General features: G+C 65.9%; 18 protein-coding genes. 13 read left to right on the top strand and 5 right to left on the bottom strand.

Features of this window, described 5'->3' with window-relative positions; translation table 11 throughout:
* Positions 1-14 precede the first annotated feature (14 nt).
* The 5 genes from M9799_RS19160 to M9799_RS19180 all read left to right on the top strand — a co-directional run bounded on the left by M9799_RS19160 (position 15) and on the right by M9799_RS19180 (position 4,385).
* The gene (locus M9799_RS19160) at positions 15-704 is read left to right on the top strand and encodes an isochorismatase family protein (protein WP_231043646.1); all 690 of its coding nucleotides are present in this window, start codon (positions 15-17) and stop codon (positions 702-704) included.
* A complete protein-coding gene (locus M9799_RS19165; protein ID WP_231043645.1) occupies positions 701-1,399 on the top strand; it encodes a cysteine hydrolase family protein in 699 nt (232 codons plus the stop codon). The genes M9799_RS19160 and M9799_RS19165 overlap by 4 nt, the downstream gene beginning before the upstream one ends.
* The gene (locus tag M9799_RS19170; RefSeq protein ID WP_231043644.1) at positions 1,396-2,385 is read left to right on the top strand and encodes a Bug family tripartite tricarboxylate transporter substrate binding protein; all 990 of its coding nucleotides are present in this window, start codon (positions 1,396-1,398) and stop codon (positions 2,383-2,385) included. The genes M9799_RS19165 and M9799_RS19170 overlap by 4 nt, the downstream gene beginning before the upstream one ends.
* A gap of 105 nt (positions 2,386-2,490) precedes the next feature.
* Positions 2,491-3,462, top strand: a complete 972-nt coding sequence (locus tag M9799_RS19175; protein WP_231043643.1) for a tripartite tricarboxylate transporter substrate-binding protein — start codon at positions 2,491-2,493, stop codon at positions 3,460-3,462.
* Positions 3,463-3,518: 56 nt separating this feature from the next.
* Positions 3,519-4,385: an SMP-30/gluconolactonase/LRE family protein gene (locus M9799_RS19180; protein ID WP_231043642.1), complete on the top strand. Its 867-nt coding sequence runs from the start codon at positions 3,519-3,521 to the stop codon at positions 4,383-4,385.
* 11 nt (positions 4,386-4,396) lie between these two features.
* Here M9799_RS19180 and M9799_RS19185 read toward each other — a convergent pair whose 3' ends face one another.
* On the bottom strand, positions 4,397-5,287 hold the full coding sequence (locus tag M9799_RS19185) for a LysR substrate-binding domain-containing protein (protein WP_231043641.1): 891 nt from the start codon (positions 5,285-5,287) through the stop codon (positions 4,397-4,399).
* Between the two features lie 119 nt (positions 5,288-5,406).
* On the opposite strand from M9799_RS19185, the gene ydiJ reads away from it, so the two are divergent.
* From ydiJ to M9799_RS19205, 4 genes are all read left to right on the top strand, one after another.
* Complete coding sequence (ydiJ, locus tag M9799_RS19190) at positions 5,407-8,487, top strand: D-2-hydroxyglutarate dehydrogenase YdiJ (RefSeq protein ID WP_231043640.1); 3,081 nt, start codon at positions 5,407-5,409, stop codon at positions 8,485-8,487.
* A gap of 124 nt (positions 8,488-8,611) precedes the next feature.
* The gene (locus M9799_RS19195) at positions 8,612-9,622 is read left to right on the top strand and encodes a tripartite tricarboxylate transporter substrate-binding protein (protein ID WP_231043639.1); all 1,011 of its coding nucleotides are present in this window, start codon (positions 8,612-8,614) and stop codon (positions 9,620-9,622) included.
* Between the two features lie 20 nt (positions 9,623-9,642).
* Positions 9,643-10,959, top strand: a complete 1,317-nt coding sequence (locus tag M9799_RS19200; protein WP_231043638.1) for a sulfatase family protein — start codon at positions 9,643-9,645, stop codon at positions 10,957-10,959.
* A 194-nt stretch (positions 10,960-11,153) separates the two neighbouring features.
* On the top strand, positions 11,154-13,154 hold the full coding sequence (locus M9799_RS19205; protein WP_231043637.1) for a hybrid sensor histidine kinase/response regulator: 2,001 nt from the start codon (positions 11,154-11,156) through the stop codon (positions 13,152-13,154).
* 67 nt (positions 13,155-13,221) lie between these two features.
* Here M9799_RS19205 and M9799_RS19210 read toward each other — a convergent pair whose 3' ends face one another.
* Complete coding sequence (locus tag M9799_RS19210) at positions 13,222-13,689, bottom strand: winged helix-turn-helix transcriptional regulator (protein WP_231043636.1); 468 nt, start codon at positions 13,687-13,689, stop codon at positions 13,222-13,224.
* 127 nt (positions 13,690-13,816) lie between these two features.
* Here M9799_RS19210 and M9799_RS19215 point away from each other — a divergent pair, with 127 nt between their 5' ends.
* The 4 genes from M9799_RS19215 to M9799_RS19230 all read left to right on the top strand — a co-directional run bounded on the left by M9799_RS19215 (position 13,817) and on the right by M9799_RS19230 (position 17,151).
* On the top strand, positions 13,817-15,112 hold the full coding sequence (locus M9799_RS19215) for a D-amino acid dehydrogenase (RefSeq protein ID WP_231043635.1): 1,296 nt from the start codon (positions 13,817-13,819) through the stop codon (positions 15,110-15,112).
* A 215-nt stretch (positions 15,113-15,327) separates the two neighbouring features.
* Complete coding sequence (locus M9799_RS19220; RefSeq protein WP_231043634.1) at positions 15,328-15,708, top strand: hypothetical protein; 381 nt, start codon at positions 15,328-15,330, stop codon at positions 15,706-15,708.
* A 51-nt stretch (positions 15,709-15,759) separates the two neighbouring features.
* Positions 15,760-16,320: a hypothetical protein gene (locus M9799_RS19225; RefSeq protein WP_231043633.1), complete on the top strand. Its 561-nt coding sequence runs from the start codon at positions 15,760-15,762 to the stop codon at positions 16,318-16,320.
* Between the two features lie 162 nt (positions 16,321-16,482).
* Positions 16,483-17,151 (top strand): L,D-transpeptidase, encoded by a 669-nt coding sequence (locus tag M9799_RS19230; protein ID WP_318530293.1) that lies wholly within the window; start codon positions 16,483-16,485, stop codon positions 17,149-17,151.
* Positions 17,152-17,160: 9 nt separating this feature from the next.
* Here the strand turns inward: M9799_RS19230 and M9799_RS19235 are convergent, their stop codons facing one another.
* From M9799_RS19235 to M9799_RS19245, 3 genes are all read right to left on the bottom strand, one after another.
* Entirely contained in the window at positions 17,161-17,655 is a 495-nt protein-coding gene (locus tag M9799_RS19235; protein ID WP_231043631.1) for a type III secretion system chaperone, read from the bottom strand.
* Positions 17,652-18,227, bottom strand: coding sequence for a hypothetical protein (locus tag M9799_RS19240; protein WP_231043630.1), 576 nt, complete (start codon positions 18,225-18,227; stop codon positions 17,652-17,654). Before M9799_RS19240 ends, M9799_RS19235 begins: the two co-directional genes overlap by 4 nt.
* 87 nt (positions 18,228-18,314) lie before the next feature.
* Positions 18,315-20,744: a phosphatidylinositol 4-kinase gene (locus M9799_RS19245; RefSeq protein ID WP_231043629.1), complete on the bottom strand. Its 2,430-nt coding sequence runs from the start codon at positions 20,742-20,744 to the stop codon at positions 18,315-18,317.
* Positions 20,745-21,195 lie beyond the last annotated feature (451 nt).

The following is a 21,195-nucleotide window of genomic DNA, read 5'->3' on the forward strand; positions in this document are numbered from 1 at the left end:
CGAAGGACCCAGCAATGAACGACAAGATTGAGAAGTGGCGCGGTTTCGTGCCCGACGAGGAACTGCAAACCTACCGCAAGGGCGGCTTTGCCAAGCGCATCGGCATCGGCGCGCGCCCGGCGCTGGTCAACATCGACACCACGCACATGTTCGTGGACCCCTCCTATTCGTTCTGCGGCGCCGAGATGCCGGCGGTCGTGCAGGCGATCACGGACATCACCGACACCTTCCGCGAGCTCGACCTGCCGATCTACTACACGCGGCGCGACGACCGTTCGCTGCCGGCCTACCGCGGCGCCTGGAATCTCAAGCTGCATCGTCCCGACGACAAGCAGTACGTGGCGGATCCGCGCGCCGACGAATGGCCCGAGCGCTACGCCCCGCGTGCCCAGGACCGCGTGGTGATGAAGAACAAGCCTTCGGGTTTCTTCGGCACCATGCTGGCGGACTTCCTGCGCTACGAAGGCATCGACACCGTCGTGATGATCGGCGTGTCCAGCTCGGGCTGCGTGCGCGCCAGCGCCGTGGACGCCTTCTCGCACAACTTCCGCGTTGTGCTGGTCGAGGAGGCCTGCGGCGACCGCAGCCCGCAGGCGCACAAGGCCAACATGTTCGACCTCGACATGAAGTTCTCGGACGTGGAGTCCCTGGATTACGTGACGCAGGAACTGCGCGCGCGCTTCGGCCGCCGGGAGAGCGTATGAAGCTGATGCATGGCCTCGAGGTCTTCGACACGCTCGGGGAGATGGCCGACCCGGCGCACACCGCGCTGGTGGTGATCGATATCCAGAACGACTTCTGCCACCGTGACGGGCACTTCGCGCGCTTCGGCAAGGCCATCGGCCCGATGGAGCAGATGGTGCCCGCATGGGTCGACTTCGTGCGCGAGGCGCAGGCGCTGGGCGTGTTCACGGTCTTCCTGCGGCAGATCACCCTGCCGGGCGGGCGCAGCGAATCGCCCGCGTGGATGCGCCTCAAGTGCCGCGACGGCAAATCGCCCGAGTACACCCTGCCCGGCACCTGGGGCGCCGAGTTCGTCGACGGCCTTGTGCCCGGCCCGCGCGATGCGGTGGTCGAGAAACTGCGCCCCGACGGCTTCGTGCGCACGATGCTCGATGCGGTACTACGCAACCAGGGGGTGAAGACGCTGGTGGTGATCGGCACCACGACCGAGGGATGCGTCGAGTCCACGGTGCGCGGCGGCTCCTACCACGACTACTACGTGGTCCCCGTCGAGGACCTGATCTCGGGGCCCATTCCCAGGCTGCACGACAACTCTCTCGAGTTCATGCGCGCGCGCTATCCCGTGGCGCACTCCGCGCAGGTGCTCGAGGTCTGGCGCCACGCCGGCTCCGGCAACGCTTCCCCCTCCTCTTCCCAGAAAGCCAGCCAGCCATGAAGACCCTCCGCACAGTCCTTCGGCAAACAGCGATCGCAGTGGTCGCAGGCCTCACCCTGTTCACAGGCACCGTGGCGCAGGCGCAGGGTGCCTATCCCAGCGCTCCGGTACGCGTCGTCGTCGGCTTCGCCCCCGGCGGGCCCATCGATCTGGTGGCCCGCCTGATGGCCAAGCACCTGGCCGGCGACCTGGGCCAGCCCTTCGTGGTCGAGAACAAGGTGGGGGCGGCGGGAAACATCGCCACCAATGAAGCCGGGCGTGCCAAACCCGACGGCGCCACCTTGCTGGCAGCCGGCATCAACATGACGCTCAATCCCTTGATGACCGACGACCTCAAGGTCGACAGCGTCAAGGACTTCCGCGCCGTGCGGATGGTCGCCGCCATGCCCACCATCCTGGTGGTGGGAAACAGCTTCCCGGCAAGGAACTTTGCCGAATTCCTGGACGAGCTCAGGAAGCACCCGAACCGGTACAGCTCGGCGGCCCCCGGCTCCACGCCGCTGCTGGCGACCGAACTGTTCAGCAACCAGACCGGCACCCAGATCACGCCGGTGCCCTACAAAGGGGCCGCGCCCGCGATGGTCGACCTGATTGCCGGCCATGTGGACCTCTCGTTCGCCTCGCTGGGCTCGGTCATGCCGCATATCAAGGCCGGCAAGCTGCGCGCGCTGGCCATCGCCTCGCCGGCGCGGCATGGCGAGCTGCGCGATGTCCCGACCTTCGCCGAGCTGGGAATGAAGGATTTCAGCCTGGATTCGTGGGTCGGCATGCTGGTGCCCGCCAAGACGCCTGATGCCGTGGTCGAGCGCCTTGCCGCCTCGCTGGACGGGCTGGCCAAGAGCCCGGGCTTCGCGGCGCAGCTTGCCAGCGCCGGCATGGCGCCGGTGCCGACCAACAGCCCCGAGCAGTTCGCCAAGACTATTGCCACGGAACTGGCGAGCTACGAGCCGCTGGTCAAGAGGGTACGCGAGAAGTCTGCACGCTGAGCGCGGCGCCAAGCACCGTCCACCGGGAGCCGGCAGCGAAGGCGCCAGCAAGCGCCAGTGCCGGCCCTTCCACAGTTGCCTGAACCTCACCCCATCGGAGTCTGCATGAATCGTCGTCACTTGTTAAAAGCCTTGGCCGCCGGCCTGGGGTCGAGCGGCATTGCGCTCAATGCGTGGGCCAGGGTGGATCAGGCAAGGATCTACGCCGGATACCCCGCGGGCACCGCCGTGGATACCCTGGGCCGGCAACTGGCCGAACGCATGCGGCCGGCCTATGCCAACAGCCTGGTGGTCGAGAACAAGACGGGCGCCAGCGGGCAGTTGGCCGTGCTGGCCACCAAGGCGGGGCGCGCCGATGGCACGACGCTGCTGGTCTCGCCGATCTCGACCTTCTCGGTCGTGCCGCACACTTTCAGCAAGGTGGCGTTCGATCCGTTCTCGGACCTGATCCCCGTGGGCAGCTGCACCAAGAACGACTTTGCGCTGGCGGTCGGGCCGAGCGTGCCCAGGGAGGTCGATGATCTGCCCAAGTACCTCGCGTGGTGCAAGGCGAACCCGCGCAGTGCTTCGTTCGGCTCGGGCGCCACCGGCACCAAGATCCATTTCGCGGGCGTCCGGCTGGGCCAGCTCGCGGGCGTGAAGCTCGAGCATGTGGGCTACTCGAATGCGGGCGCCGCAATGACCGATCTGGTGGGCGCAAACCTGCCCGCGTATGTCGGCTCGGTCCCCACGGTGATTCCCTTCGCGCAGAAGATCCGGATCCTGGCCACCACCGGCAGCCAGCGCAGCCGCTTCCTCCCCGACGTGCCGACGCTGAGCGAGGCAGGCTACAAGGAGCTCGCGTTCGACGAAAGCATGGGGCTGTACCTGCCCAGGGGGACCGCGCAGGAGACGGTCGAGCTCCTGTACAGAAGCATGGCCGAGGCGATGCGTTCCCCGGCGGTCGCAGAAACGCTGGCGGTGGCGGGCATCGAAGTCCGTGTCGGCAGCGGCGCCGAGCTGGCGCAGCAGATCCGGGCCGAGTCAGCGTTCTGGGGCGGCATCGTCAAGAGCCTGGGCTTCAAGCAGGACAGCTGAACATGTGGAGCCTCAACGGGCCGCCGCGGATCTCGTGCAGCGAGGTATGGACGCAAATGCCCGCCTCCTTCTGCAAGCCGCGCCGCACGGACTGGGCCGATGCCAACCGCGGCGGGGCCCTGCTCGGCAACTTCCTCGAGGGCCCGTCTTTCGACCGTGCGGGCAACCTCTATGTAACGGACATCCCGCACGGCCGTATCTTGCGCATCGACGCGGCCGGAGGGTGGACGCTGGTGGCCGAGTACGACGGCTGGCCGAATGGCTCGGCATTCCACCGGGACGGCAGCTTGTGGATCGCCGACTACCGGCGCGGCCTGCTCCGGCTCGACCCGGCCAGCGGCAGCATCGAGACGATCCTGGGCCACCGCAACTCCGAGTCGTTTCGCGGCATCAATGACCTGACGTTCGACCTCGAAGGCAACTGCTACTTCACCGACCAGGGCCAGAGCGGGCTGCAGGACCCCACCGGCAAGGTCTATCGCCTGCGCACCGATGGCGGCCTCGACTGCCTGATCCCGGGCATTCCCAGCCCGAACGGACTGGCCATCGACCATCAGGCGCGGGCCATCCACGTGGCGGTGACACGCGCGAATCAGCTCTGGCGCGGGCCGCTGATGCCCGACGGCAGCGCCTCCAAGGTGCATGCCTTCCAGACCTTCTACGGCGCGAGCGGCCCGGACGGCATCGCCCTGGATGCGGCTGGCGGGATCGCCATGGCCCACGCCAGCCTGGGCGGCATCTTCGTGATGGACCGGCATGGCGAGGTCGTGCGCTTCATCCGCAATGCGATCGGCGGAGTGGTGACCAACGTCGCCTTCGAGCCCGGCTCCAGACGCCTGATCGCCACCGAGTCGGAGACCGGCAGCATTCTCCAGATGACCTTGGACACGGAAGCAGGCGCTCTCTTCTCGCACGCGGAGTGAAGGCCGCCGCCTCAGCGGCCGGCCTGCCGCGCGAGCCAGCGGCCGAATGCCTGCAGCGTGGGCAGCGTCTCGTTGCGCGGCGGGTAGACCAGGTAGTACGAGCGCTCGCTTTCGATCGGCTCGCAGATCTCGACCAGCTGCGCATGCGCCAGCTCGTCGTCGACCAGGGCGCGCGGAACCAGGCCCACGCCAATGCCTGCGCGCACCGCCTGGACCAGATGCGAAGTGAGCTCGAAGCTCGGGCCGGCTTTCATCGCGCGATGGTCCAGGCCGTAATGCGAGAACCACTGCGCCCAGCCGTTCTGGTTGGATGCCACCGTCAGAAGAAGCTGGGTCTGCATCCAGTCCGTGCCTGGGGCTTTCAGCCCTTGCGCTGCCTCGGGGCTGGCGATGGCGATCAGGAATTCATTGTGCAGGCGGTGCGCGGTCAAACCCGGCCAGTCCCCGGCCCCGACGGTGATGGCGGCGTCGATCTCCTCGGCATTGAAATCGATGTGCCCGATGCGCGAATGGATGTGGACCGTCGTGCCCGGATGCTCTTCGTAGAAGCCCTGCAGCCGGGGCAGCAGCCACTTGGAGCCAAAGGTCGGCAGCGTTGCCAGCCGCAGAACGCCACCGCCGCTTTGGTATGACATGGCCTGCAGCGTGGCCGCCCGGATCCTTCCCAGCGCGGCCGCCAGCTCCGCCGCATACCTGCGGCCCGCTTCGGTGAGCTTCACCGTGCGGCCTTCGCGCCGGAACAGGCCGATGCCCAGCTGCTGCTCCAGCGTCTGCACCTGCCGGCTCACGGCGCTCTGGCTGAGCGACAGCTCCTGCGCGGCGCGGGTGTAGCTCTCGTGCCGCGCCGCGGCCTCGAAAACCAGCAGCAGCGACATGGAAGGGGTGAGGCGGCGGTAATTCATGAGTTCTATGCAGCTATTCCCACGGAATTTTCCGTTTGTCGCATGACTTTATCCAAAGGAAACTCCTTTTGCCGGCGCCAACCGATGCATTTGCCGCAAGAAAGCTTTTTGAAGACTCCATGATTGCCCATCTTCCCCACCCGGCCCAGGCCCCCGCTACCGACCACGGCGACTTTCTCGCGGCGCTGAAGGCAGCCGGGTTCCAGGGCGAAATCGGCACCGACCATGCCATCCGTACGGTGCTGTCGACCGACAACTCCATCTACCAGCGCCTGCCCCAGGCGGCGGTGTTTCCCGCCGACAGCCGGGATGTGCAGCTGGCCGCCTCCCTGCTGGCCGATTCCCGCTACCGCGATGTCACGCTGACGCCACGCGGCGGCGGCACCGGCACGAACGGCCAGTCGCTCGCCACCGGCATCGTGATGGATCTGTCGCGGCACATGAACCGGATCCTCGAGATCAACGCCGGGGAACGCTGGGTGCGCGTGCAGGCGGGCGTCGTGAAGGACCAGCTGAACGCGGCCCTGAAGCCGCATGGCCTGTTCTTCGCGCCCGAGCTGTCAACCTCGAACCGCGCGACGATCGGCGGCATGGTCAACACGGATGCCAGCGGCCAGGGCAGCTGCACCTACGGCAAGACGCGCGACCACGTGCTGGCGCTGGATTTCGTGCTGCTGGGCGGCAAGCGGCTGCACAGCAAGGCGCTGGAGCCGGCGGAGCTCGATATCGCCTGCGCCGCCCCGGGGCGTGCCGGCCAGGTCTACCGCACGGCGCGCCGCATTGCCGAGGAAAAAGCCGATCTCATCGCGCAGAAGTTTCCCCCGCTCAACCGCTGCCTGACCGGCTACGACCTGGCCCACCTGCGCCAGCCGGACGGACGCTTCAACCTCAACAGCGTGCTGTGCGGCGCCGAGGGGTCGCTCGGCTTCGTGGTGGAGGCCAGGCTCAACGTGCTGCCGATACCGAAGTACAGCGTGCTGGTCAATGTGCAGTACGCGGCCTTCATGGACGCGCTGCGCGATGCCCGCGCCCTGCTGGCGCTGCGGCCGCTGTCCATTGAAACCGTCGACTCCAGGGTGCTGCAGCTGGCGATGCAGGACTTCGTCTGGAGCAGCGTGGCGCAATACTTCCCCGGCGACACGGCGCGTCCGGCGCTCGGGATCAATCTGATCGAGTTCAGCGGCGACGACGAGGCCGCGGTCGACCTGAAGGTGGAGGAATTCGTGGCCCACCTGCGCAGCGACACCAGCGTCCAGCGCCTGGGCCACACGCTGGCCGTCGGCGGCGAGGCCGTCAAGCGCGTCTACGCCATGCGCAAGCGGGCGGTGGGATTGCTCGGCAATGTGCAGGGAGAAGCGCGCCCCCAGCCCTTTGTCGAGGACACCGCCGTGCCGCCGGAGAACCTTGCCGACTTCATTGCCGAGTTCCGGGCGCTGCTCGACGGCCATGGGCTTGCCTACGGCATGTTCGGCCATGTCGACGCCGGCGTGCTGCACGTGCGCCCGCTGCTGGACATGAAGGATCCACGCCAGGCGGCGCTGATCCGGCCGATCTCCGATGCCGTCGCCGCGCTGACCCAGCGCCACGGCGGCCTGCTTTGGGGCGAGCACGGCAAGGGCGTGCGCTCGGAATATGCGCCGGCCTTCTTTGGCGAACTCTACCCCGCGCTGCAACAGCTCAAAGCGGCTTTCGACCCGCACAACCAGTTCAATCCGGGCAAGATCGCCACCCCGCCGGAACACAGAACCCTGCTGCTGAAGGTCGACGGGGTCCCCACCCGTGGCGAACTCGACCGCCAGATCGACGAGCGCGTGTGGAAGAGCTTCGGCGCCGCCATGCACTGCAACGGCAATGGCGCGTGCTACAACTTCGACCCCGACGACGCCATGTGCCCTTCCTGGAAGGCCACGCGCGACCGCGTGCATTCGCCCAAGGGCCGCGCCTCGCTGCTGCGCGAGTGGCTGCGGCTGCAGCAGGCCGCCGGCGTGGACGTGCTCCAGGCCGCGGCCGCGAGGCAGCCTCGGCTTTCGGGTTTCGTGGCACGCTGGCGCAACAGCCGCGCGGCCGCGCGCGGCGTGCCGGACTTCTCGCACGAGGTCTACGCCGCCATGGCGGGCTGCCTGGCCTGCAAATCCTGCGCCGGCCAGTGCCCGGTCAAGGTGAACGTGCCCGATTTCCGCTCGCGCTTCCTCGCGCTGTACCACCAGCGCTACCTGCGCCCGGTGCGCGACCACCTGGTCGGCTCGCTGGAAGCCACCATCCCCTGGATGGCCAGGGCGCCCTCGGTCTACAACGCGCTCATGAAAGCCGGCTGGGTGCGCAGCTTCCTGGAGCGGCAGCTCGGCATGGTGGACAGTCCGCTGCTCAGCCAGTTCGACCTCAAGGGCGTGCTGGCGCGCTGGAATGTCAAGCCCGCGGATGCGCAGGCCCTGGCGCGCCTGGATGAGGAAGGACGCACGCGCAGCGTGGTTCTGGTGCAGGACACCTTCACGCGCTATTTCGACCCCGAGCCGCTGGCGGCCCTGATCGAGCTGGCATCGCGCCTGGGCTACCAGGTGTGGCTGGCGCCGCTGCGCCCCAACGGCAAGGCGCTGCAGGTCCAGGGCTTCCTGGGCGCCTTTGCGAAGGCCGCGCTGCGCAACGCGGGCGAACTGGCGGCGCTGGCGCGTTCGGGCGTGGCGCTGGTGGGCCTGGATCCGGCAATGACGCTGACCTACCGCCAGGAATACCGCAAGGTCGAAGGCATGGGCGAGGTGCCGCAGGTGCAGCTGCCCCAGGAATGGCTGCTGAACGTGCTGCCCGAAACCGCAGCCGGCGCGGCCGGGGCGCAATACCGGCTGCTGCCCCATTGCACCGAACGCACCAACGCGCCGGACAGCGCCAGCCAATGGAGCGCGCTTTTCGCACGCCAGGGGCTGGCATTGAAGGTGGAGGCGGCGGGATGCTGCGGGATGTCGGGCACCTACGGCCACGAGCTGCGCAACGCAGAGACCTCCAGGAAGATCTACGCCCAATCCTGGGCAGCAAAGATCGAGGCGCCGGCTGAACAGGGCGAAGCGCTGGCCACGGGCTACTCCTGCCGCAGCCAGGTCCAGCGTGTTTCCGCACGGCAGTTGCGCCATCCGCTGCAGGTGCTGCTGGAGCAGCTGCGCGGGCATGGCGGACCGGCGCCTGCAGCGCAAACACTCCCGTTGGGCTGATGCCGGCTTCGGGTCGACGCTGCTGCGCCGCCAGTGCCCGGATCGGGGCTATAGTCCCGGATCACCCTAGCGGACGCCGGCCCCGCCGGCAGCGCCAGCCGAGCAAAACAAGGAGACACACGCCATGCCCAAGACCCACCCCTCGACACCTTCTGCGCGCCGGCGCCTCGCGGCCGTACTTGCCGGCGCCATCGCCCTGGCGGGTTTCGGCGCCGGCCTGGCCTGCGCAGCCCCGCCTTCGCAGCCGCTCGACGGTCCATTGCGCATCCTGGTGGGCTACGCGCCCGGCGGCGCCACCGACCGCGCAGCGCGCATCGTCGGCGACAGGCTGGCCGCGCGCCTGGGCGTGCCGGTGATCGTGGAGAACAAGTCGGGCGCGGGCGGGCGGCTCGCGGCCCAGCAGGCCAGGGCCACGCCTGCCAGCCAGAACGTGCTGATGCTGGCCAATCCCGCGGTGATGGTGGTGGCGCCGCTGGTCTTCAAGGACAACGGCTATGACGCCGAGCGCGATTTCGTGCCGGTCTCGCATGTCAATTCCTATGACTTCGCGCTGGCCGTCTCGCCCACCATGCCGGCACGCGACCTGGGCCAGTTGCTGGCCTGGATGAAAGCCCATCCGCAGCAGGCCAATTTCGGCGTGCCGGCCACCGGCAGCCTGCCGCATTTCTTCGCCCTGATGGCTGGCGAGAAGGCCGGCGTGCCGGCCCAGGTGGTGGGCTACCGCGGCTCGGCGCCGCTGCTCAACGACCTGTTGGGCAATCAGGTGCCGGTGGCGGTCGACACGCTGGACACGGTGGTGGCGCAGCACGAGGCGGGCAAGCTGCGCATCCTGGCGATCTCGGGCGCGCAGCGCTCGCCCTTTGCGCCCGGCATTCCCACCTTCAAGGAAGCCGGGCTCGATCTGGCCGCCACCGGCTGGAACACCTTCTTCGCACCGGCTTCCATGCCCAGGGAGAAGGTGGAGCGCCTGGCGCGCGAGATCCACGCGGTGATGCAGGAGCCGGAAACGGCGGCGCGCTTCAAGGACGCGATGATGGTTCCCGTCGTGAGCACGCAGGCGCAGACGGCGCAGATGCTCAAGGCCTACCGCGCGCAATGGGCGCCCGTGGTGCAGCAATCGGGCTATCAGCCCTGAAGCGACGGGAGCGAGAACCCATGACCCGACCCAATATCATCTTCATCGTGGCCGACGACCTCGGCTATGCCGACCTGGGCTGCTATGGCGGCCGGGATGCGGATTTCGGCCCGGTGTCGCCGGTTCTGGACCGCATGGCGGCCAACGGCCTGAGACTGACTCAGGGCTACTCGAACTCCCCCGTGTGTTCGCCCACGCGCTTCGCCATGATCACCGGCCGCTACCAGTACCGCCTGCGCGGCGCGGCCGAGGAGCCGATCCGCAGCGACAGCCGCGGCAGCACCACGCTGGGCCTGCCGCCCGAGCACCCGACCCTGCCCTCGCTGCTCAGGGACGGGGGCTACCGCACGGCGCTGATCGGCAAATGGCACCTGGGATATCCGCCGCATTTCGGCCCGCTGCGCTCGGGCTACGAGGAGTTCTTCGGCCCGCTCTCGGGCGGGGTGGACTATTTCACCCACTGCGACTCGCGCGGCAGCCATGACCTGTGGACCGGCGAGGAAAGCGCGAAGTCCGAGGGCTACCTCACCGACCTGCTGTCGCAGCGCGCGGTGGACTACGTCGGACGCATGGCGCGGCAGCAGGCGCCCTTCTTCCTGAGCCTGCACTACACCGCGCCGCACTGGCCCTGGGAGACGCGCGACGACGCCGGCAGGGCACCGACGGTGAAGGACAATCTGTTCGACCTCTCGGGCGGCAACATCCATGTGTACCGCCGCATGATCCACCACATGGACGAGGGCATCGGCCGGGTGATGGCGGCGCTGGAGGAACACGGCCTGGACCAGAACACGCTGGTCGTCTTCACCAGCGACAACGGCGGCGAGCGCTTCTCCGACAGCTGGCCCCTGGTCGGCGGCAAGATGGACCTGACGGAAGGCGGCATCCGCGTGCCGTGGATCGCCCACTGGCCGGCCGTCATCGCGCCGGGCGGCGAGAGCCGCCAGCAGTGCATGACCATGGACTGGTCCGCCACTATCCTCGACGCCGCGGGCGTGGCGCCTGCCCCCGGCTACCCGCTCGATGGCGTGTCGCTGATGCCGGTGCTGCGCGAGCCGGGCCAGGCCTTCGGGCGCCCGCTGTACTGGCGCATGAACCACCGCGGGCAGCAGGCCCTGCGCGAGGGCGACTGGAAATACCTGCGCGTCGATGGCAACGAGTACCTGTTCAACATCCCGGCGGACGAGCGCGAGCGCGCCAATCTGGCCAGGCGCGAGCCCGAGCGGCTGGCGCGGATGCGCGCCGCCTGGGAAAAATGGAATGCCACGATGCCGGCCATTGCGGCGGATGCGACGATCAGTCTCGGCTATTCGGTGAAGGACATGCCGCAGCGCTGAAGGCGGGAGCCGCCATGCCGGCCGGCCCGGCATGGACGGCCGCAGGGCCACAAAACTCACACCCGCTTACAATGCATGGCGGGTGTTGCCGCATTCCGAAAGCCGATGATGCGCAATTTGAAAACCCCACTGCTCCCCGCCCCTGCATCTGAGCGCGAAACCTCGCACCACGGCCTCGTGAGCCGCCGCAGCCTGTGACTTTCGATCTCGTTGCGTTCGCACGCGAGGCGGTCGCGGTTTCCACGCCGGCACAGCTGTTGACTCTGGCACGCGACGCTGCTGCCGCGGTTTGCACCGGCCCGGTCTTTGCCGCGCATCTTTCCCCGGACTGGCAGTGGGAACATGCGCTGCTGGCATGTCCCGCCGCATCCGGCGCGCCCGCCGCAGCGGCCGTGCGGCCGGCACTGTCTGCCGTGCATCGGCAGCTGTCACTCGCGCCGCGGACCCTGTACCTGCAGCGGGCGCCGGATACCGAAGCCCTGTTCATGGCCCTGTGTCCGGATGGCCAGGTCCTTTGTGCCGTCCCGATGTGCGATCGCGATGGCGCGCCCACGGGCAGCCTGGTTGTGGACGAAGCCGCCCTGCGCGGCAATGCCGAGACGCTGCGCAGCCTGGAGGCCATCGCCGCCATTTCCGGCACTTCGCTGCAGGCGGCATGGCAGCATGCCGGCGCGCGCCGCGACCAGGAGCGTCTGCAGCTGCTTTCCGAAACCACGAATGATTCCTTTTGGGACCTGGATGTGGCGTCGGGAGAGATGTGGTGGGGCGGCAAGCTGGATCATGTCCTCGGCACGCAGCCGCGCATGTCGAAGCGGGTGGACTGGCGCCATGCGCGGATCCATCCCGAAGATGCGGACCGCGTAGTCAGCTCCTTCGATGCGGCCCTGCGCAGCCAGGCATCTTCGTGGAATGCACCCTACCGGCTGCCGGGTTTCAGCGGGCAGGATATCCACGTCCGGGAGCATGCCTACTTCCTGCGCGACGCCGCCGGCGTGGCCTACCGGGCCATCGGCACGATCCGCGACGTCAGCGCGCTCAAGGAACTGCTGCTGCGCGAGCGTGCAGCGCGTGCGCAGGCCGAGCAAGCCAGCCTGGTGAAGGACCAGTTCCTGGCGATGCTGGGCCATGAACTGCGCAATCCGCTGGCGCCCATCGTCACGGTGATCACGCTGCTGGAGCTGCGCTCGGCCGGTCCCGACAAGCATCTGCAGATCCTGCGCCGCCAGACCGAGCACCTGGTGCGGCTGGTGGACGACCTGATGGATGTCGCGCGCATCAGCACGGGCAAGGTGGAACTGACGAAGGTACGCACGTTGGTGGAGCCCTTGCTGCAGCGCGCCGCGGAGATGTCGCAGCCCCTTTTCGAGCAGCGCCGGCACCATCTGGACATCGACGTGTCCGCGGATGTGGAGATCGACGCCGACATCGCGCGCATGACCCAGGTCCTGACCAACCTGCTGTCGAATGCGGCGAAATACACCGAGCCCGGAGGCCGGGTACGCGCCGTGGTGCGCCAGGAGGCCGGGCAGGCCGTGATCCGTATCCGGGACAACGGCATAGGCATTGCGGCGGATTTCCTGCCGAAGATCTTCGAGATGTTCTCGCAGAGCCACCAGGCGCTCGACCGGGCCCAGGGCGGCCTGGGCCTGGGGCTGGCGATCGTCAGGAACCTGGTGCACCAGCATGGCGGATCCGTGCAGGCGTGCAGCGAGGGCTTGGGACTGGGCGCCGAAATGGTGCTGCGCCTGCCCCTGGCCGCCGAAGCGGTGGCGCCGACGGCCCTTGCCGGCCCGCAGGCCATCGACAGGCAATCGGCCCCCTGCAGCATCCTCATCGTGGACGACAACCAGGACGCTGCGACACTGCTGGGCGAGTGGTTCAACGCACAAGGATGCAGGGTGCGCATTGCGCATCATCCGGCGCAAGCCCTCGATCTGTTCGGGCAGGAGCCGCCGGAGGTCGCGCTCGTGGATATCGGCTTGCCGGCAATGGACGGTTATGAGCTCGTGCGCAGAATGCGGGCCCTCCCGGAAGGCGCGCATTCCAGGATCGTGGCCGTCACGGGCTACGGTTCGGCGTCCGACGTGCAGAAGGCCATTGCCGCGGGTTTCGATGCCCATCTGGCAAAGCCCATCTCGCTTGGCTTGCTGTCGCAACTGCTGGCGGAGCGGCACAAGGCCAAGACAGCGCTGTGATTCCACCAGGGCGAAACGGAGGTCCCGCACCGCCGCGCGCTGTCCCTGCCCCTTGCCGCGCCCCGGATCAGCGGTCCAGGGGCAGATGCAGCGATTCCTTCACCTCCTCCATGACCACCACGCTGCGCGACGCTGCCGCGACCGGCAGCCTCTTGAGGATGTTTCCAAGCAGGTGCCGGTACTCGCCCATGCCACGCAGCCTGAACTTGACCAGGTAGTCATAGTCGCCGGAGACCAGGTGGGCTTCCATCACCTCGGGCATCTGCGCCAGCTCCCTCTTCACCTTGTCGAAGACATCGGCGGACTTCTCGGACAGCTTGATTTCCACGAACACCAGCAGGGTCCTGCCCAGCGCCTCGGGCGACAGGCGCGCGTGGTAGCCCTCGATGACGCCCTCGCGCTCCATTCTCTTCACCCGCTCGGTGCACGGGGATGCCGACAGCCCCACCTTCTCCGCCAGATCGGTCATGGAAATGCGCCCCTGGCGCTGCAGGACATCGAGGATGGCGAGATCGATCCGGTCGGCCTGGAACATTGACTGTGGAACCTGGAAAAGCAGATGAAAAACAGTGAATTACACTGCGTATCATAGCAATAACAGCGAAAACACCTGCACATGCCTTTCTAAAATTCCTTATCCCCCGCCAACCGCCGGATGGTCCATGAAAGTCATTGTTGCAGGCAGCGGCATCGTCGGAACCGCCACCGCGTATTACCTGGCCCGGGCCGGCGCCGAGGTCACGGTCATCGACCGCCAGCCCGGTCCGGCGCTGGAAACCAGCTTCGCCAATGCCGGCCAGATCTCGCCGGGCTACTCGACGCCCTGGGCCGCGCCAGGCATTCCGCTCAAGGCGCTTCGATGGTTGGCCCGCAAGCACGCGCCGCTTGCGCTGCGCCCCGATGGCAGCCTGTGGCAGTTGAGGTGGATCGCGCAGATGCTGCGCAACTGCACCCCGCAGCGCTACGCGGTGAACAAGGAGCGCATGATGCGCATCGCCGGCTACAGCCGCGACTGCCTGCGCGCCCTGCGCGGCGAGACCGGCATCCAATACGAGCAGCGCACGGGAGGCACGCTGCAGCTGTTTCGCAGCCAGGCGCAGATCGATGCGGCGCAACGGGACATCGCGGTTCTCGAGGAGTGCGGCGTCGCATACGAATTGCTGGACCGGCAGTCACTGCCGCGTGTGGAGCCCGCGCTGGCTTTCGCACAGGACCGGCTCAGCGGCGGCCTGCACCTGCCTGGGGACGAAACCGGCGACTGCCAGCGGTTCGCGACGGAGCTGGCCCGCCTGGCACGCGGCCTGGGGGTGAAGTTCCTGTTCGGCCAGGACATCGAAGGCATCGAGGCGCACGCCGGCCGTGTCCAGGGCATCCTTGCCGGCGGCCAGCTCCTGCGGGCGCACGCCTACGTCATGGCGCTCGGCAGCTTCTCGCGCGGCCTGCTGCTGCCGCTTGCGCTCGAGCTTCCGGTCTATCCGGTCAAGGGCTACTCGCTCACCCTCCCGCTGGTGGACGCCGCGCGGGCGCCCGAATCCACGGTGCTGGATGAAACCTACAAGATCGCGATCACGCGCTTCGATGACCGCATCCGCGTGGGCGGAATGGCCGAGCTGGCGGGCTTCGACATGCGGCTCGATCCGCGGCGCCGGGCCACGCTCGAGATGGTGGTCGGCGATCTGTTCCCGGGCGGCGACCTGCAGCGGGCCACGTTCTGGGCGGGCCTGCGCCCGATGACGCCCGACGGCACGCCGATCGTCGGCGCGACCCGCTATGCCAACCTGTTCCTGAATACCGGCCATGGAACGCTGGGCTGGACCATGGCCTGCGGCTGCGGCCGCATCGTGGCCGACCTGGTCACCGGGCAGCGGCCCGAAATCGATACCGCAGGCCTGGGCATGGACCGCTATGCCGCTTCGGGCCGCCGCCTGCCGTTTGCACCCGCCCCCATGGCGGCATGACCCGGCCCGGCCGGATGCACACCGGGACCATTGCATGGGGCAATCGCCTACAAGCACACGGGCGGTTGTTTCTTCCCCCCGGGTTCAAGCCGGGTCCACACTGAGGATCCCATCGAAGGGCAGTCTGTAGTACCTCACGGTATTCCAAGATTCAGGCATCTGCCGGATACGCAGATAGCTTTCCTCCGTTTCCCAACCCGGCATAGGAGAAAACCATGCTTAAGAATTCCATCAAGACACTTTCACTGGGCGCGGCTTTGGCATTGGCTGCCACGGGTGCTTTTGCGCAGACCACCAACAACAGCACCGTCAACTCCAACCAGACGCCGGCTTCCGTCGGCGTGACGCCCCAGACGGCGAACGAAGCCAACCAGAAGGCCGTCCAGCGCTCCGACACCGGCACGCTGGTGCGCACCGAGCCCTCGGCTGCCGACCGGGCCCGCGACGCCGCCAACCGGGTGCAGAACAACGCCAACACCTCCGGCACTGCCACCACGGGCTCGACCGGCACCGGCACCACCATGGACAACAACACCAACGCCATGTCCACGGGCACCACTGGCCAGCGCCGCGCTCCCCGCGCGGACCGCAACTGAGCCTGAGCGCTTTCATCCGACCCTCCCACCATTGATTGAAAAGGAAATTTCATGAACTACAACGCGACGACCGGCACTACCACCACCAACAACGGCACCCTTGTCACGGGCCTGTTCCGCGACCGCGAAAGCGCAGAAGCGGCCTACAACGCGGCCTCGGCCCGCGGTTACTCGCGCGATGACGTGAACCTGGTGATGTCGGACGAAACCCGCAACCGCCACTTCGCCAACGACGCGGCCGCCGGCACCCAGACCGAACTGGGCAACAAGGCAGCCGAAGGCGCCGGTATCGGCGGCGCCATTGGCGGCACGCTGGGCGCGATCGTGGCGGCCGTCGCGGCTGTCGGCACCTCGCTGGCACTGCCTGGCGTGGGCCTGGTGGTTGCCGGCCCGCTGGCTGCAGCCCTGGCCGGCGCCGGTGCCGGCGCTGCCGGCGGCGGCCTGATCGGCGCGCTGATCGGCTGGAACATTCCGGAAGAGCGCGTGAAGCACTACGAACAGGGTATCAACGAAGGCGGCATCCTGATGGGCATGCGCGCCAAGAACGACGAAGATGCCACCTACCTGGAAAACGAGTGGAAGCAAAACCGCGGTGAGCATGTCTACCGCTAAGCTTGCCTAGTCCGGCGCCGATCGCCTCGGACCATCCCGAACGGCCATTTCCGCGGAAATGGCCGTTCGGCGTTTGGCCGTCCCATTTGTCCTTCAAGTCCTTTCGCAATGCCGTTTTCATTGTCGTATCCGTCGACGCCGCGGATGCCTGGCGTAGCCGCAGTGCCCGCTTGCCTGCAACTTCTTGCGCACCTGGGGGCCTGCGCCGCCCTGGCCTTGTCGCTGTGCCTTGGCACGCCGGCACATGCCAACGCAGGCGGGACAAACAGCGCCGCGGCACCCGCCGGGCTGAGTGGCGAAGCACTGCAGGTGGCGCAATGGATCCACGCCACGCAAGACAACCGGCGTCTGCCCTATCTGCTGGTCGACAAGCGCGCCGCGCGGGTGCATGTGTTCGACGCGGCGGGCACGCTACAGGCGTCTTCGCCCGTACTGCTGGGCCTGGCGCGCGGCGACCACTCGGTGCCGGGCATCGGCGAGCGCCCGATGTCCGCCATCGCGGCGCACGAGCGCACCACCCCGGCCGGGCGCTTCCTGTCCGAGCCAGGGAACAATCTCAAGGGCGAAGACATCGTCTGGATCGACTATGACGCAGCCGTTTCGATGCACCGCGTCCGTACGGCCAACGCCGCCGACCGCAGGCTGCAGCGCCTGGCCAGCGCCACGGCGGCCGACAACCGCATTTCCTATGGCTGCGTGAACGTGCCGGAGCAGTTCTACAACCGCAACATCGCGCCGGTGTGGGGAAAGAAACCGGGGGTGATCTACGTGCTGCCTGAAACGCAGCCGGCTGCGTCGTTCTTCGGCTTTGGCACTGCCCGTGCACGTTGACAAACAGTATCAGGCCCGCGCTTGCAGCAGCAGTTCCAGGCTGCCGGCCGTGAATGCGCTGCCTTCAGCCGCTGTGCCGACGTCTGCATTGGTCAGGGCAGCTTGTTCGAGCTGTTTCTGCCACTCCTCCGTGGTGTGTACAAAGGCTTCCACAGCCGCGCCAAAGCTGGTGTCCTCCAGAAGCGTCCAGGGCAAGGGACGGGCCAGCACTGCACGCGGGAGCTGATCTCCGGAGAGGCTCAGGGTTGCGCCTGAAGTTTGCTGCCAGAAGAGATTGGCTCGCAGCAGCTTCTCGTAAAAAGCCAGGCTGCGCTGCGGCACCGGCCCCAGGTCCGAGTACAGCCAGAGTTCGTTTTCGGTTTCCCGGTATTGCAGATTGACGACGATGCGCCGGTCCAGTTCCAGTGCGCAGCTCCCTTCTGCATCCAATTGAAATTGGCGCAACCCCATCCGTTGACCCAATGCACGTACCAGTGCCTGCACCTGTTCGGGTATGTTGTTCATGTGTGCTGTTTCTCGCTCAAGTGGGACAATTCCGCGTCGATGCGGCCAAACATCTGCGCAGGCGGTTGCCAACGGATATCTTCCATTGCGGCTTCGGGCCGCTCGATCCAGGCCCAGCCGGACCTGGAGAAGCGGGTGTATACCACCAGCAGCCTCTGCTCTGGCGTCAGGCGGCCCTGTTGTTTCAACTCTGCCAGACGCGGCAGCAATGTCCGGGTCCAGGCCAGCACGCTGTCGATCTCGGGGCGGGCCGTGTCCACGTCGGTATAGAGGCCGCCCCAAGGCAACTGCACGAACAGTGCCAGCGGCCCGCTCACCAGGTAATAGTGGAATGCCCAGCTCTGGATGCCATGGCCATCTATGGCCAACAGGGCGTAATCGCCCGAATTCGCGGGGCTCAGCAGTTCTGCCAGATACGCCTCCACCTCATAGGGAGAGGCGGCGATTTCACGGGTGCAATAGATGCCGGGAGCGCGCTCGCGTATCCTGTCGGCCAACTCCGCAGGCAGTGCCGGAAGACTGAGGCCTACGGTACGTAGGAACGCTTCGGCTTGAAGCAGCTCGATGTTCATGGAATATGTATGTATTAGAGGAAAAAAGCCAGGCTGCGGGCGCCGCGTCGCGGACCAGATCGCTGTTCTCGGCCTGGTGAAGCTGGCTCATGTCTCCACGGACATTTCACTGGTAGGCAGCAGGCTTGACCTCTCTCTCACCTTCAACAGCCAGCTTGCGTTCTCCGCATCGCGGCCCACGTAGCTGTTGTCAGCATTCTGAAGCTTGCCTATTTCATCACGGGCATCAAACTCCTCGGGCGTGACGATTTGCCCCCTCTCCTGCAGACCATCCACGTGTTTTTGCACAGAAAGCAAACGCTTTTTGGCCGCTTCCATTTCTGCCGAGCTCAGCTTGTCGCCCAATATTGCGGCCAGCCTTTCAGGCGTGAGGCTGCGAATAGCCTTCGCCATGTTGGTATCGATCAGTTCGGGCATCTTCGTGCCACGGAAACCAGTATCCCTTTTTGCGTTTGCGCCTTGGGCGATGTGATTGCCGTCCATGGTGGCCTGGCCGAAGCACAGGTCATTGTCGATGCCTGTAACCTTGCCTGTGGACTCATCGATGAAATAGTTGTTGTAATGCCTGTCTCCTTGCCCGCACACGGCATCGAGCAGGTTCAACTGCGTGATATTGCGCCGCACTTGGGGCAGATGGAAAACTTCGAGGGGAGTATCAGCTGCAGGTTTGCCTGCAGCGCGTGCCATGATCAGCCCCAGCTCCAACGGCTTTCCTGGCTCCTGGCGGTAGCCGATCTGGCAGTGCCCCACCACATCGAAATCCAACGCGCGCGCCACATCCTGTGTGCACAGATTGCGGTTGCCGATCTTCGCGAGCTGACTATCGATACCTAACTTCATGGTCAACCCAGCTGATTCTTTGTTTCTCAGGGGCTTGAAAACACCTTGGACGATACCCGCAGGCGTGCTGTATCGCGCTGAATAAACTTCGTTGCAAGCGCCTGCACCCAAAGGCAGCATGGAGCCCACCTCCTGTTCATCGGCATGCACGATGGTCTGGGAGGTGATGGGGAGATCCAGCACCCGGTATGCATGGCCGCCCTCAATCCCCAACCCGCTCGTTTCCAGCAAGACGATTTCATCTGTGCTGAAGCTATCAAGAAGGGCTTGTTTTTGCTCAGGAGCCAGATTGGATAATTGGCTCCTCACGCGATCGCTCTTTTCGGTGTCCAGCTGCTTTCGTGCCTCTGCGGGCGACATGCCGCTGGCCATGAAGCGATCCATGTCCTTGAGGCTGATGCCCTCACGTGCGAAGGCCACTGCACGGGACAGATCAGCCCCTTCAGGCAGGGCAGTGCCCATTTTCAGTTCGGAAACCAGGTCTGACAGCACCCGGTGCTCGAGGGAAAGTTGATCGCGCAGGTCCTTGATGGCCTGGGTGTGTGGATCGCCGGAAGTGCCTACCTGTAAATATTTTTCCGTGGTGGTCTGCAGCTTCTCCAGCAATTTCGCTGCATCCTCAATCGTCTGGGCAGTAGGGGTTCGTTCGCTTTCCTGGAGGGTGTGGGCGGCAAAGGCGTCCTGATAGTGATCCAGCTCCACGAGAATATTTATGTAGTTGCGCTGGGGAATGGAACGCTCTTCACTCTCCAATAGGGCCTGCGCTTCGGGTATTTGATCCAGCTCCAGGCCCTTGTCTATCAGACGCACCATGTCTTGCAGGGATATCCCGTCACGGATGAAGGCCAGCGCATGCGAGAAGTTGGCTCCTTTGGGCAGTCCGGGGCCATCTTTCAGCTGAGCCTGCAGACTTTTCAACGTATTGCTTTCGCCATCAATCTGCTGGCGCAGCTCGTTAATCATTTTTCCGTCAAGAGAACCCTGGGCGCCGCTCTTGCCATAGTCGTCCACCGTCTTGGCCAATTCATCCAGCCAGAACTTCGTCGCGACGCCATTCCCACCGGTGGTCTGGTTGCAGGAGTCGTGGTACCTCCCAAGCGCTGTGAGAACTTTTCCGTATTCGGTCGCTGCTTTGTCGAGACCGAAAAGACGCTTGACAGACTCAAGAAAGGTGGGGGTTTTGAGTGGAACGACGCGGGTGAACTGATCGACCGTGGGAAGGCCTCGAATGACCTCGCGGAAGGTTGCTTCAGGGGTGGTCAGTTTGTTGGGCGAAGGGAGAGCGGCGGCGGAGGGAAGGGCACCGTAGCGGGCTTGCCGCACCAGCACGGGAGATGGATCCGCAGGCCAAGCCTCGCGCTGCTCCAATGTGGGTGCCGGGACGGAACGGAACTCCGTGAAATTGATCGCCTGCATGAAATCGAATTGCGCGCGGGGCGCTCCCGACCCTTGCATGGCTGTACCCAAAGCAGAGCCCATGATAGCCGTCCCCGGGGCAAAGCTTGCTACAGATGATCCCTCGACAGATCTCGCTACAACTGTTCCGGAGTTCATCACCATTGTTCCGGAATTCTCCGAAGATCCTTCCTCGGAAGACTCGGAACCTTTTGTCGTGTGAGCAATTAATGAGCTTGCAAGAGCGCTTCCACCGGATGGGCGCATATCGATTGCTGTCATAACAATTCCTTGCTCAGCGCTTGTCCAATGTTCTTCACTTTGTGACCAAGATGCTTCCGAGGTTCACGGATATCGCTCTTGACGTTGCAAATCGCCCAACCGATGTGGCCTTCGTGTTGGCAATCAAGGAATGAAATGTTCACGTTCCCGCATCGGGGCTCACTGCAAGTTTTCCCGCAAGAGACTCTCAGCCTTTTGTAATGCGAGCAATCATCGTGCTCGCCATGGAACTCGCGCCGGGCTGGGCCATGCTGATCGGCGATATGACAACTCCAAGGCCGATGCTTTCCGGCCGCCTGGGTTATGCAACAAAATAGGATGAAAAGTTCGTAGTTGTTACAACTTATTGGCCAAGGCAATAAGAGAAGCTTGGCAAGGTTCGTGCACTGCGCCTGGACTGTCGGTCCAGGCCCAGCGTCGCGGCTACAGAATCCACCAGGCGGTCACTCCT

It is taken from the genome of Comamonas endophytica, from assembly GCF_023634805.2.
Lineage (GTDB): Bacteria > Pseudomonadota > Gammaproteobacteria > Burkholderiales > Burkholderiaceae_C > Comamonas > Comamonas endophytica.

What these genes read in the sequence shown, in the direction of transcription:
- ydiJ (WP_231043640.1), top strand. Translation starts at nt 5,407, where the DNA reads ATGATTGCCCATCTTCCCCACCCGGCCCAGGCCCCCGCTACCGACCAC.
- M9799_RS19210 (WP_231043636.1), bottom strand. Translation starts at nt 13,689, where the DNA reads ATGTTCCAGGCCGACCGGATCGATCTCGCCATCCTCGATGTCCTGCAG.
- M9799_RS19185 (WP_231043641.1), bottom strand. Translation starts at nt 5,287, where the DNA reads ATGAATTACCGCCGCCTCACCCCTTCCATGTCGCTGCTGCTGGTTTTC.
- M9799_RS19220 (WP_231043634.1), top strand. Translation starts at nt 15,328, where the DNA reads ATGCTTAAGAATTCCATCAAGACACTTTCACTGGGCGCGGCTTTGGCA.
- M9799_RS19240 (WP_231043630.1), bottom strand. Translation starts at nt 18,227, where the DNA reads ATGAACATCGAGCTGCTTCAAGCCGAAGCGTTCCTACGTACCGTAGGC.
- M9799_RS19170 (WP_231043644.1), top strand. Translation starts at nt 1,396, where the DNA reads ATGAAGACCCTCCGCACAGTCCTTCGGCAAACAGCGATCGCAGTGGTC.
- M9799_RS19195 (WP_231043639.1), top strand. Translation starts at nt 8,612, where the DNA reads ATGCCCAAGACCCACCCCTCGACACCTTCTGCGCGCCGGCGCCTCGCG.
- M9799_RS19225 (WP_231043633.1), top strand. Translation starts at nt 15,760, where the DNA reads ATGAACTACAACGCGACGACCGGCACTACCACCACCAACAACGGCACC.
- M9799_RS19245 (WP_231043629.1), bottom strand. Translation starts at nt 20,744, where the DNA reads ATGACAGCAATCGATATGCGCCCATCCGGTGGAAGCGCTCTTGCAAGC.
- M9799_RS19200 (WP_231043638.1), top strand. Translation starts at nt 9,643, where the DNA reads ATGACCCGACCCAATATCATCTTCATCGTGGCCGACGACCTCGGCTAT.
- M9799_RS19165 (WP_231043645.1), top strand. Translation starts at nt 701, where the DNA reads ATGAAGCTGATGCATGGCCTCGAGGTCTTCGACACGCTCGGGGAGATG.
- M9799_RS19235 (WP_231043631.1), bottom strand. Translation starts at nt 17,655, where the DNA reads ATGAACAACATACCCGAACAGGTGCAGGCACTGGTACGTGCATTGGGT.
- M9799_RS19160 (WP_231043646.1), top strand. Translation starts at nt 15, where the DNA reads ATGAACGACAAGATTGAGAAGTGGCGCGGTTTCGTGCCCGACGAGGAA.
- M9799_RS19180 (WP_231043642.1), top strand. Translation starts at nt 3,519, where the DNA reads ATGCCCGCCTCCTTCTGCAAGCCGCGCCGCACGGACTGGGCCGATGCC.
- M9799_RS19175 (WP_231043643.1), top strand. Translation starts at nt 2,491, where the DNA reads ATGAATCGTCGTCACTTGTTAAAAGCCTTGGCCGCCGGCCTGGGGTCG.
- M9799_RS19215 (WP_231043635.1), top strand. Translation starts at nt 13,817, where the DNA reads ATGAAAGTCATTGTTGCAGGCAGCGGCATCGTCGGAACCGCCACCGCG.